Source organism: Collinsella sp. wc0583, assembly GCF_046116915.1.
Classification (GTDB): domain Bacteria; phylum Actinomycetota; class Coriobacteriia; order Coriobacteriales; family Coriobacteriaceae; genus Collinsella.
The window spans coordinates 35,239-47,050 of the sequence record NZ_JBJXBN010000007.1 but is presented as its reverse complement, the minus strand read 5'-3'; the positions used below and the strand labels follow the sequence as shown (position 1 = coordinate 47,050).

At 58.2% G+C, this 11,812-nt stretch carries 10 protein-coding genes; 9 read left to right on the top strand and 1 reads right to left on the bottom strand.

Annotation, left to right across the window (positions count from 1 at the left end; genetic code table 11):
* The first annotated feature begins 112 nt into the window (after positions 1 to 112).
* The 9 genes from ACKUUJ_RS07275 to ACKUUJ_RS07235 all read left to right on the top strand — a co-directional run bounded on the left by ACKUUJ_RS07275 (position 113) and on the right by ACKUUJ_RS07235 (position 9,840).
* Entirely contained in the window at positions 113 to 409 is a 297-nt protein-coding gene (locus ACKUUJ_RS07275; RefSeq protein WP_409065168.1) for a hypothetical protein, read from the top strand.
* Positions 406 to 915, top strand: coding sequence for a hypothetical protein (locus ACKUUJ_RS07270; RefSeq protein ID WP_409065167.1), 510 nt, complete (start codon positions 406 to 408; stop codon positions 913 to 915). Before ACKUUJ_RS07275 ends, ACKUUJ_RS07270 begins: the two co-directional genes overlap by 4 nt.
* Positions 916 to 1,003: 88 nt before the next feature.
* The gene (locus ACKUUJ_RS07265) at positions 1,004 to 1,603 is read left to right on the top strand and encodes a hypothetical protein (protein ID WP_409065166.1); all 600 of its coding nucleotides are present in this window, start codon (positions 1,004 to 1,006) and stop codon (positions 1,601 to 1,603) included.
* Positions 1,587 to 1,844, top strand: a complete 258-nt coding sequence (locus tag ACKUUJ_RS07260) for a hypothetical protein (RefSeq protein WP_409065165.1) — start codon at positions 1,587 to 1,589, stop codon at positions 1,842 to 1,844. Before ACKUUJ_RS07265 ends, ACKUUJ_RS07260 begins: the two co-directional genes overlap by 17 nt.
* A gap of 41 nt (positions 1,845 to 1,885) precedes the next feature.
* Positions 1,886 to 3,298 (top strand): hypothetical protein, encoded by a 1,413-nt coding sequence (locus ACKUUJ_RS07255; RefSeq protein ID WP_409065164.1) that lies wholly within the window; start codon positions 1,886 to 1,888, stop codon positions 3,296 to 3,298.
* A gap of 118 nt (positions 3,299 to 3,416) precedes the next feature.
* Positions 3,417 to 4,133 (top strand): DUF554 domain-containing protein, encoded by a 717-nt coding sequence (locus tag ACKUUJ_RS07250; protein ID WP_199574386.1) that lies wholly within the window; start codon positions 3,417 to 3,419, stop codon positions 4,131 to 4,133.
* Positions 4,134 to 4,221: 88 nt separating this feature from the next.
* Positions 4,222 to 5,982 (top strand): TerB N-terminal domain-containing protein, encoded by a 1,761-nt coding sequence (locus ACKUUJ_RS07245; protein ID WP_409065163.1) that lies wholly within the window; start codon positions 4,222 to 4,224, stop codon positions 5,980 to 5,982.
* On the top strand, positions 5,975 to 7,279 hold the full coding sequence (locus ACKUUJ_RS07240; RefSeq protein ID WP_409065162.1) for an ATP-binding protein: 1,305 nt from the start codon (positions 5,975 to 5,977) through the stop codon (positions 7,277 to 7,279). Before ACKUUJ_RS07245 ends, ACKUUJ_RS07240 begins: the two co-directional genes overlap by 8 nt.
* 116 nt (positions 7,280 to 7,395) lie before the next feature.
* A complete protein-coding gene (locus ACKUUJ_RS07235) occupies positions 7,396 to 9,840 on the top strand; it encodes a DEAD/DEAH box helicase (protein ID WP_409065161.1) in 2,445 nt (814 codons plus the stop codon).
* A gap of 680 nt (positions 9,841 to 10,520) precedes the next feature.
* Here ACKUUJ_RS07235 and ACKUUJ_RS07230 read toward each other — a convergent pair.
* Complete coding sequence (locus tag ACKUUJ_RS07230) at positions 10,521 to 11,720, bottom strand: MFS transporter (protein ID WP_409065160.1); 1,200 nt, start codon at positions 11,718 to 11,720, stop codon at positions 10,521 to 10,523.
* Between the last annotated feature and the right edge of the window lie 92 nt (positions 11,721 to 11,812).

Sequence of the window (11,812 nt, the reverse complement as noted above, 5' to 3'; positions counted from 1 at the left end):
CGATGTAAATCCGTCAAGCATTTGGTCAGAAATTGGTCAAGTTACGGCTGATACGGTCGGCATCGACAGCCAAAGCCAATGGAAGGTTTGGCCCAAAAACAGGGAGGTTCCCATGGCATATTACTGGCCCCAGTACGGCGTCGCTATCGAAGTTGACGACGACCCGTATCTTCTGCCCTTCGACGAGGAGGCATTTCCCGATGCGGCTGTCTATCACGTCACCACCGACGTGATTTGCGATCCCGAATCGTTTTCGGCACTCGCTCACCACATCGCCCACATCCACGACATCAAACTCGACCCAAACTTCGACGAGCTCATCTACTCGCGACGCCTCATGCTCCACATGCTCTTTGGTGCCGATCCGTCCACGTTCGCGCGCGTCTATACCACTAAGGATGCCGCATGAGCGCAAGGAAGCAGTCGAGCCCCCTAGGGTCAAAACATCGAAAAAGGCTCGGCGTTGTCTGCCTGGCCATCGCCTGCGCCCTTATCGCCGTCGGCCTTTACGCCTGGCAGTCAAAGCCTGTCGCCGAGACCGGTGCCTCGGTCACAGCGGCAGAGGGTAAGTCGCGTCAGGAAATCCAGGACGAGCTCGATGCCATCGTCCGCGACAACATGATGACGATCTCGGTCGCACCGGTCGCCCAGCTACAGAAAGGCGGCAAGCTGCGGGTCAACGTGCAAAACGTCCAGGATAACAAGTTTCCCCAGCGTTTCCGCGTGATCCAAAACGACGAGACCATCTATGAATCGGGCGTGGTCGAGACCGGCAAGACCGTTGAGGCCTGCCCTGCAGGCGACATCAAAGAAGGCGAGGCGTATATCGAGATCCAGGCGCTCGACGCCAAGACCTACGACGTCCATGGCAATCCCACGCGTGTCAAGGTGCGGGTTGCGCAGGCAGAAGACTAGACCTGCCACCTGTTATGAAAATGCGCACCCGTGCCGCTTTCGTCTAACCCTCACGGAAACGGTCCGTGACGAATAGAAAGGAACGATTATGGACATCACCAGGAACCTGAGTGGAACCAGGGCGCTTGTCGTGGGCGCGGGGCTGATGCTTGCGCTCTCAATGGGTGCCGCGCCGACCCCCGCCCTGGCGGAGGGACGCACTGGAACCACCAACGTGACCATCAGGACCCAAATCGACAACATCAAGTTCAAAGCCCCGACCGTCATCCCATTTGTCGCCAAGGCCGATGGCACGCTTCAGGGCCCTTCCGAGAATACAACCACCATCGACAATCTTTCGGCCTATGGCATCCACGTTACCAACATGAAGATCGGCGCCAAGAACTCCTGGAGCATCGTCGCCGACGCCAAGACGGGAACCGCCCAGAACTCCATCGATTTTAAGGTTGGCCCGGACAAGGCACTCCAAGACGCTCACGCCGCAACGCAGGAAGCGGGTCTCGACCTTTCCAAAAATGCATCCTTCGACATGGGCTACCAGGGCATCGCCGATGGTACGGACAAGATTAAGCTCAAAACGAGCGGCAATGTCGCCCGCGTCACGCGAGACATCTTCCATGTGACTGGCGAGGGCGACCAGGTCGCAAGCATTACGTGGACGGTCGAGCCCGGTGCGCACACGGCCTAAGGCGATTGTCCTTGCCCTCATCATCGGCGTTGTAACGTTTGCCCCAATCGCCGCCTTTGCCCAACAAGAGCAGGCGCAGGCTGCCACGCAGGTGACTGTCGATCTATCGAAGCTCGAACGCAGTGGCCAACATGAGCCCCTAGCGCAAACGGGCGACACGCGACAACTCCTGGCAGCAGGAATCGCCGCGGCAGGCGCAAGCGCCATCGGCCTTGGCCTGCGCATCAAACGCAGCCAGTAGCCACGCAAATCGAGACCGTCCAGAACAGGTAAGGAGAACCCATGGCATCAAAGAACCTTTTGCCCGTTGCCCTGCTCTGCAGCGCGCTTGCCACCGGCATGCCCGTCGCCGCTCTAGCGACACCCGCCGTGAACGTCCCCTTACCTGCCGTCAACCGTCTCGCCACAAACCAGATGAGCGCCATCGCGTGCCAACGCTTCTCCCTTGCGCAGGCAAGCATTTCGACCTCGGGGTGCCTCCGTCGCCGCGCAAATAGCTCGATAGTCGTGGATACCGAGCACTCGCGCACAACGGACGGTCCTCTAACGGGATGCGCTATCTTCACATGGCGCGCGGTTGCAACTGATGCCGATGGCGATTCCTGCGACGTGGAGCTGCGCCTCGACATCACCCTGTCCGATGACTCGGCAGACGGGGCAACGGTCGCCTTCGACAGCACATTTTTCGAAGACGGAGGAGGTGTATGCCTGGGCTGCGTCCCCTCGAGCGCCGATGGCACGCAGCCCGCCATCTCATTCACCGCATCGCTGAAAATGACCAAGGTGGGCACCGACGCCACAGCGAATGGCGAGATCGCCCTGATGTTCTACGCGAGCGACACAGAAAGCCAGGAGATTCGGGGCAAACAGCGGACCGGATCGCTCAGCCTGACGCGAGGGACAGATCCCGGTCCTGTCGATATCAGTACCGAAACGCAAGATGTGCATCACGCCCTTGTCGATCCGGCGCTCCTCGAGATGGAATGGAGCGGAGTAGGAGCGGTCGGACTCGCCCCCTCGACAGGTGACATCGCAAGCGACTCCAGCGAGAGCAGCGGTGAAATAGCGCCTGGGGACAATGGCGCACCAGGCGGCATAACACCGCCATCGAGCGGTCCTTCAGCCACTTTCAGCGAGCCAAGCGAAACGGCCGCCGCAGTGGGCGGCACGCAAGCTGGCGAAAACTTGGGGTGTCCCATGCCGGCAGACATCGACGAGGGCAATTGTTGCATGATGGTCGCGCTCGACCGCACGGAAACCGTCGACGCCGCGAGCATTGAGGTCACCGTTGCCGATAAGCCCGTCCGCAAAGCGGCCATTATCGCATTCCCTAAAACCGTCGAAGTTGTTTTTCTGCCATCGGGCGAGGTCGTAGCCCCCACCTTGCTCACCTTGCTTGGGGCAAAGGGCACGGCCAACCAAATCGACAACCTCACGGTCGTCGACCCTGCGACCACCGCAAAACTGCACCTGTATGCCGTAACCTCGGATGGAGGCAAAACCGAGGAATTCGACGGTGAGAACCTCCTGAATAACCGGATACTCCATAAAATGGAAGACGTCTCGTATCAAATTGAGCTCGAGGGATTTGACCGAGCTCGAGATGCCGATATCATCGCCGCGGCCATTGAGTCCCCGCAGCGACTCATGACGCTGTGCTTCGATTACAGCCCCTATGTCGTGATGGGAGGCTGAGGCTTGGGCACCAAATGCCGTCGTTAATACCACTTATATAACGTATAGGATGAGGCATGACGCACCCTGCAGCCCATTCTGCTACGATTGCCAGGTTGGCATCAATATGGGAGGGTTCATGCCGGGTTTGGGAACGGTCATCAACGTCGCGCTTTTGATCGCGGGCGGTCTGCTGGGCCTCATGGGCGGGCGCTTCATTACGCCCCGCATCCAAGACACGCTCATGAAGGCGTCGGGGTTGTGCGTTCTGTTTATCGGCCTGGGCGGCACCATGCAAAAGATGCTCGTCATTGACGGGAAAACGCTGGCGACCACCGGCACCACCATGCTTATCGTCTCATTTGCCCTTGGCTCGCTCATCGGCGAGGCCATAAACCTGGAAGCCGGCATCGAAAATCTGGGCGAATGGCTCAAGCGCAAAACCGGCAGCGAAGGCGACAACGAGTTCACCAATGCCTTTGTCTCGACATCGCTGACCGTCTGCATCGGTGCCATGGCTATCGTGGGATCAATCCAAGACGGCTTGCTCGGCGACTGGTCCACGCTTGCCCTCAAGGGCGCGTTGGACTGCATCATCGTCTGCACCATGACGGCTTCGCTCGGCCGCGGCTGCATCTTCTCCGCCCTGCCCGTTGCCGTATTCCAGGGAACGATTACGCTGTTTGCCGGCGCGCTCTCCCCCATCATGACCGCCGCCGCCCTCGACAGTCTATCGCTCGTGGGCTCTATACTCATCTTCTGCGTCGGCGTCAACCTCATCCGTCCTCAGACCTTCCGCACGGCCAATATGCTCCCCTCCGTTGTCATAGCCGTCATCTACGCCCTCCTGTTCTAAATCTATCTACGTAGCGGTATCTCGAACACCTGTTTGATGCTGTGCTATGATATGAGGTCACCGAAGCTGCGTTAGGAGAGGAGAAACGGTGGCCGACCAGGACATCAAGATGCTCATCGAGCGCATTATGGCCGAGGCCCGGACCCATCAGTCTGCTCGCTTCTCAAACGAAGTCTATGCTGACGAGCCGATTCTCAAGACCGGCCGACAGATGCAGAATTTCCTTCCCGACCAGTACCGCAAGATGCGCGAGATATCGCGCTGGCAGGATGACCCCAAAGGCGGTGCGGGACGCTGGCTTTCGGAAGCTGAGCTCTTCTACCGTCAAGGCCTGCTGATGGCCGACTTTGAGGACGACTGTCCCTACAACGGTACGTTCAAGTCGTACTTTCCCACCTACAACGCCATGAGTGATCGGCAACTGCGCGGCTATTTTACTTGGCGCGCCCAAGTGCGCCGCGGAACCGTCGAGGAAACGTCTACGTCCTTTGCCTTCCTGTATCTCTATGAGCTGATCTGCGGCATTGGCGTAGATGACCCACTCGATGGTTTTAACAAAATCAAGGCCTTTTGGGATGCCTATCGCGCCTTCGAGCCCGGCATCGACCGGTTTGCACGCGTGTGGCTGCAGGATTACGCCGTTTTCCACGGACTCGACCCCAAGCTACTTCGCGACTCTAAAACCGTCGCATTCGACAACGCCCTCATCGAACTGCGGCGTGCGGCGCGAGACCTTGCGCCCGCGCCGACGCCGTCAGACCTGGCGCCTGCGCGTCGCAAGGCCTCCAAGCCTACGCTCCCCCTTCCGCCCGACGAGGCGCGCGAGGAGCGACTCATGGCCGCCATCAATGCCCTCTCCACGTATAACCTCAATAACTCAAGACTCGATCGCGGCCACCATCGCGATCTACGCCACGTGGCATGCGCCGTGTATGTCCGTATGGCGCGCTACTATGACACGCACCGAAAGACCGGTATCGTGGCGAGCTTGTTTGGGGAGGAGACGGCCATGCCCTACACCATGTTTGCCTCGGCCGTGTTCTTTGCGCCCGAGCGCCACAAGGATTGCGAATACCGTCTGGACCCCATCCATATTTACCGTTGTCAAAACGGCTTTTGGGAATGCATGCGAATTCACGGCAGCAGGCAAAAAAGCAGCAAGCTTGGTGAGATGATGCGCGCCTGCGACCAACGTCTACGCCTGGCCCTAGACCCTGCCCACCCCCTGAAGGAGGAGAAGGTCCCCAAATATCTGGCCAAGATCATCGATGACGAGATCGTGGCATGGCTTTCGTGGGACGCCGCGCACCAGCCTGTCAAGATCGATATCGATTTGAGTCAGCTGGGGCACATTCGGAGCGCCGCCGCGCAAACGCGCGAAGCGCTTTTGATCGATGAGGAGCGCGAGGATGGCGCACCCGTGGAAGCCGAGGCGACACTTATCGAGCAACCGAGCACCGAGTCTGCGCCCGACATGACTGCCGAACCTGGAGAGATGACCATACAGCAAGACGAACCCGACGAGCCGACTGTCTCCACCGAAGAGTTTGGCGTCGTGGCACCGCTCCTCGCACCGACGCCCGTGTTCGCAGCTGTTGCGCCCGCTGACGCCACGAACGAACTCGCGCCTGCCGCAGACGCCTATCTCCGCGCGTTGCTCGAGCAGAACATGGCCCAGACGGCATCGGCAGTGGCACAGTCGGGCCAGGGCGAGGACATGCTCGTCGATAGCATCAACGAAGCGCTCTTTGACCTGGTGGGTGACACCGTTATTGAATTTGGCTCAGCAGGACCGCACATTATCGAGGACTACGAAGCAGACGTGAGAGGATACCTAGACCATGAGTGATACCGCACCCACAGCACCCCGCGTGCCCAAGCGCGTCGCCGCCGTCATTCTCAACTCGCTCAAGGGCGGCGTGGTCCCGCGCATCGGCCTTCCCTACATCACCGTAGGGCGCGAGGTCGAGATCCGCGCCCTGCTCACCGACCTGAGTCTCATCGCCGACGGCGGCGCGAGCTTCCGCTTTCTAGTCGGTCGTTACGGCGCCGGCAAGAGCTTTTTGCTCCAGACCATCCGCACGCACGCCATGGGTGAGGGTTTCGTCGTCGCCGATGCCGACCTATCCCCCGAGCGCCGCCTGCAGGGCGGGCAGGGACAGGGCCTTGCCACCTACCGTGAGCTCATCCGCAACATATCCACTAAAACGCGCCCCGAGGGCGGTGCGCTCAACCTTATCCTTGATCGCTGGGTCGCCTCGTGTGCCAATGTCGATGAGTCTGCCGTCAATGCCCAACTGGCCCCGCTCGAGGAAATGGTCCACGGCTTCGACTTCGCCCGCATGCTCCGCCGCTACCGCGCGGCCGTATCCGAGGGCGACGAAGAAGCTATGAGCCGCGTGACCAAATGGATTCGCGGCGAGTACCGTACCAAGAGCGAGGCACGCGCCGAGCTGGGATCCTCGACCATCATCAGCGATGACGACTGGTACGACTACGTTAAGCTCGTTGCGCGCTTTTTGGTCTGCAGCGGCTACAAGGGTATGCTGGTGCTCATCGACGAGCTCGTGAATCTGTATAAGATTCCCAACGCCATCACACGCCAATACAACTACGAGAAAATCCTGACCATGTACAACGACACGCTCCAGGGCAAGGCGCAGTACCTGGGCATGATCATGGGCGGCACGCCAACCTCCATCGAAGACCGCCGCCGTGGCGTGTTCTCCTACGAAGCCCTGCGCAGCCGACTCGCTCAAGGCCGCTTTGCACGCGAGGATCTTAAGGACATGCTCGCGCCCATCATCCGCTTGCAGCCACTCACCTACGAGGAGTTGCTGGTGCTGATCGAAAAACTCATGCAGATCCATGCCGGATACTTTGGCTGGACGCCCACGCTTACCGAGAACGACTTGGTGGACTTTCTCAAGATTGAGTTTGGCCGCGTGGGAGCCGATACGCACTTGACGCCGCGTGAGGTCATCCGCGACTTTATCGAGCTGCTCGATATCCTGTGCCAGAATCCCGATGCAAACGTGGCTGAGTTGCTGCAAAGCGTCGGCGGCGACACGCTGGCGCCGGCAGCCGCAACAGGCGACACCGGCACCGCAGACGGCGACCGCAACTTCGCCGAATTCACCATCTAACCTGCCAAAAAGGGACAGGTTTATTTTGGCAGGTTTTATCTGCACAAACGTTGAGACGGCAATGCAGCAAACCATTGCCAGCCGCGTTGAGAGATTCGTTTTTGAGAGGAGGCCCCGTGAACGCCTTTGACCGCTACGCCCCGTTTATCCAAGACTTCATCTACTCCCACGATTGGGAGAGCTTGCGCTCTATCCAGGTTGCGGCAGCAGATGCCATCTTTAACACGCAGGACAATGTGCTCCTGACGGCATCCACGGCTTCCGGCAAAACCGAGGCAGCCTTCTTTCCCATCCTGACCGAGTTTTGGGAGAACCCGCCCGCAAGCGTGGGCGCCCTCTACATCGGCCCCCTCAAAGCGCTCATCAATGATCAGTTCGTCCGCCTCAACGACCTCTGCGAAGAGGCCGATATCCCCGTCTGGCACTGGCATGGCGATGTCTCGCAGTCGCACAAGGCTAAGCTCATCAAAAAACCGAGCGGCATCTTGCAGATTACGCCCGAGTCACTCGAAGCGCTCTTAATCCATAAGCACATGGCGATCCCGCGCATGTTTTGCGACCTGCGCTATGTGGTCATCGATGAGGTTCATTCGCTCATGCGCGGCGACCGTGGCGGGCAGACGCTCTGTCTTATCGAGCGACTCTCGCGCATGGCTGGCGTGCAGCCTCGCCGCATTGGCCTTTCGGCCACCATCGGCGACCCCGAGCGCACGGGCGCTTTTCTCTCACAGGGAACGGGGCGCGACTGCGTTATCCCCCGCTTTGAAGAACCGCGCCGCGTGTGGCGCATCTCCATGGAGCACTTCTACAACTCGGGTCCCCAGGCACAGCAGCGGGGATTCATGGGCACAGGTCCGCAGGAAGCCGAAGTACTCGCATGCGAGCGCATCGAGGCGGCGGCATCCGCGGCACTGCCCGCCGGCGCCCAAGACATGCGTCACAGCGGACAGCCCACACAAGAGGAGCGCCGTCAACGTCGTGAGCGGGCACGGGGCAAGGCCGCTCCCAAGGACCGCCAAGCTTCCTCGGCCCCCGAGGGCGAAGTCGACATCCCCCAAGCACCCGAACAGGCATTACTCAACCCCACCGACACAGCACCAGACAACGCCGACCCCGGCATGGGCTATATCTTCGAACACACCCGCGGCCGCAAGTGCCTGGTCTTTGCCAACTCGCGCGAGGAGGCGGAGGCCGTATGCTCCATGCTGCGTAGCTACTGCGAGAGCCGACACGAGCCCGACCGCTTTCTCATCCACCACGGCAATCTTTCGGCATCGCTGCGCGAGACGGCCGAGGAACTCATGCGCGATGAGGAGCAGGCACAGACAACCGTCACCACCTCTACGCTGGAGCTCGGTATCGATATCGGCCGCCTGGAGCGCGCCTTCCAGATTGACGCGCCGTTTACCGTCAGCTCCTTTTTGCAGCGCATGGGGCGCACGGGACGCCGCGACCTTCCGCCCGAGATGTGGTTTGTCATGCGCGAGGAAGAACCCGAGCCGCGCACGATGATGCCCGAAACCATTCCGTGGAAGCTCCTGCAGGGCATCGCACTCGTACAACTCTATCGCGAGGAAAAGTGGGTCGAGCCGCCCGAGCTCGATCGACTCCCCTACAGTCTGCTCTATCACCAGACCATGTCGACGCTTGCCAGTACCGGCGAACTCACGCCGGCAGAGCTTGCCCAGCGCGTGCTCACGCTCAGCTACTTCCACCGCGTCTCGGCCGATGACTATCGCGTGCTACTGCGTCACCTCATTAAGATCGACCATATCCAAGTCACCGAGGGCGGCGGACTCATCGTGGGTCTCGCGGGCGAGCGCATCATCAACAACTTTAAGTTTTACGCCGTATTCCAGGAAAACGAGGAGTTCACCGTTCGCAGCGAGTCGGCCGAGTTGGGCACGATCGTCAATCCGCCACCGCCCGGTGAGCGCATCGCCATCGCCGGACACTGCTGGATTGTCGAGGAAGTGGACTGGAAGCGCCACACCGTCTTTGCCACGCAGGTCAAGGGCCGGGTGCCGGCCTACTTTGGCGACTGCCCCGGCGACATCAATACACACGTACTCGAGCGCATGCGCAAGGCGCTCAACGAGCACGCGGCGTATCCGTACCTTATGGGTAACGCGCGGGCCCGCTTGGCGCAGGCTCGTCATACGGCCGAGATTTCGGGCGCGGGAACTAAACCGCTCATTAACCTGGGCGGCGATACCTGGGTGCTCTTCCCCTGGCTGGGCAGCTACGCCTTTTTGGCCCTCGAGCGCATGCTCAAGATTAAGTGTGCCGCGGAGTTGGGCCTTCGCGGACTCGACCCATCACGCCCGTACTTTATGCAGTTTAAGATGAAGGCCGACGAGGAGACGTTCTTTGAGGTGCTCGCCGCCGAGGCCGAGAAGGACTTCGATCCCATCGAGCTCGTCTATCCCGGCGAGGTGCCTTATTTTGACCGCTACGACGAGTTTGTTCCCGAAGAGCTCGTGCGCAAGGGCTTTGCCGAAGGCGTGCTCGACATCGAGGGCATGAAGCAGCGCGTTCTCGGCTGGGGCGACCACGCCTAAGACCAGTCCCTTTTGGGACGGGGCTTGTTAACCAGTCTTTTTGGAACGGGGCTATTATAGCTACTTAATGTCGTCCAACGATTTCGATGGACCGCAAATAAGATCAATCTCGTATGTAGTGGCCGTCAAAATAGCCCCTCCCCTGCAAAAACAAAAGGTAACTGGCAGAAGACCCCTTGTCTTTACGGGCAAAAAGGGGCAGAACGGTAAAGTACACTTGTCATGTAAGGTGCTTATTATTCAGGAATTAGATTTGCTAAGCAGGGCTGCAACCACCAATCGTTGTGATTTTAATGTTACAAGAAAAGTCTAAATTCCTTCATAGTGCCAAAACCCGCAGAGTAAATTGCCGACTGCAGCACCTAAAAACTAAGACCTATCGCATTCCGCGACCTGAATTTTCAACATATTGTGAATTGCATTAAGGGGAAGTTTCCCGCATCCACGTCTAGTGCAGACGTAGACGGGAAGCCGCAATTATAAGTCACTAGTCTGGGGCAGGATTAAACGGTTCACCCCTGGTAAGATATAGCAATCTTCGCCCGAGACCATTACTATTCCGCCAGCATCGATAAAACGCTGATATTCCTCGGCATTAAGGCCCACCGATTCAAAGCTAACGCGTACACCCGTAGCCATCAAGAAGGCTCGAAACTTCTGGCAGCTCGTCAATCGATACATCAATTCTTGAAGGCATGTATTCCACCAATTTTTAATGAAACAACGGCGGTGATCGCTATCGCGATTGCGCCAATAATACCGAGCGCCATCTGAATGGGATATGACCCCAACACATGTCCAAATACGGAGAAAAACAATGCGGAAAAGAGGGCCCTTACCAGAGACGCGGCGGAAAGGATCGTCGCACGGAGATCGTCCGCTATCCCGTCTTGGATTAAGTTTTCCGAAGTGATGTACACCACTTCTGGGAGGAAACAAAGCACCATGCTAAGGCCAAACAAACACAAAGGATTTGAAGCGAACCACGGAAGAATCAAGAAAAGGCCCGCCTCGATTAGCATCGAGCCGAGCATGGTATTTCTTTTCCCGAAACGCGATGAGAAGAAATCTGCTGCAATGTAGGCCGTCGCATTTACTGCATAGGATGCACCGAAAAAGATTCCTATTATGGAGACGGGAGCATGAAACGCGTCGAATACCAACTGATTCAAGTTGTAATAACTCCCGTAGAATCCGTCGAGCATGCTTGTGCCGATGAGGAGAAGCAATATCGCAAATGCGGATTCTCCAACGCGCCAGGTTTCGCCCCTGAACATCTTGGCTGCGTCAAACCTCCCCTTTTCTGATCTTTCAGAACGGGTCGTTTCCGTCCTCTCAATGGGATACAGGAGGAAAAGCTGCAGGAGATAGAAAACGAAGACACATATGTAGAGGGCACTCCAAGACACTTGGGCAATGAAAGACCCGAGTACAATTGCTATTCCCGTAGCGATTGATTGCGCGGCGAGCAACCGAGCGTTGATGGTGAGGAAGCGCTCTCCTTGACCGGCATTTCGAACAATTTCATATAAAAGTGCTTGTTCGGATCCCGATTGAAGGGAGTAGGCGAGCGCCTCAACAAGGGAAAGCACAACAAGAAAGGGACCTGAGAGCAACAGCATGCCGGCCGTATGGAAGAAAAGCAGCAGCACGCCCACTTGAATCGAAAACTTCTTTCCAAAGAAATCGCCTACCAGCCCTGTTGGTAGCTCGAGGACGACCGTTGCAATGTTGAACAGGGCTTGATAAAGCGTGATTTCCGTGACAGACATTCCTTTCTCCGCAAGGAAAAGTAGAAACACTCCCCGATTTAAAACAAATCCCGTGAGAACGAAAAAGGCGGAATAGACGTGCAGTTGCGTAGTGGCTTGCTTGTTCATTTGATACTTCCGATGACAATTTTGGCCTAGCGGGCGGCGGAATCAACCGAAGATGAGGCGCGTTGGCGCCGGGCGTCCAGATGCGTCATGCT

Excerpts from the sequence above, each read along its gene's own strand:
- ACKUUJ_RS07275 (WP_409065168.1), top strand. The coding sequence starts at position 113 with ATGGCATATTACTGGCCCCAGTACGGCGTCGCTATCGAAGTTGACGAC.
- ACKUUJ_RS07270 (WP_409065167.1), top strand. The coding sequence starts at position 406 with ATGAGCGCAAGGAAGCAGTCGAGCCCCCTAGGGTCAAAACATCGAAAA.
- ACKUUJ_RS07265 (WP_409065166.1), top strand. The coding sequence starts at position 1,004 with ATGGACATCACCAGGAACCTGAGTGGAACCAGGGCGCTTGTCGTGGGC.
- ACKUUJ_RS07255 (WP_409065164.1), top strand. The coding sequence starts at position 1,886 with ATGGCATCAAAGAACCTTTTGCCCGTTGCCCTGCTCTGCAGCGCGCTT.
- ACKUUJ_RS07250 (WP_199574386.1), top strand. The coding sequence starts at position 3,417 with ATGCCGGGTTTGGGAACGGTCATCAACGTCGCGCTTTTGATCGCGGGC.
- ACKUUJ_RS07240 (WP_409065162.1), top strand. The coding sequence starts at position 5,975 with ATGAGTGATACCGCACCCACAGCACCCCGCGTGCCCAAGCGCGTCGCC.
- ACKUUJ_RS07230 (WP_409065160.1), bottom strand. The coding sequence starts at position 11,720 with ATGAACAAGCAAGCCACTACGCAACTGCACGTCTATTCCGCCTTTTTC.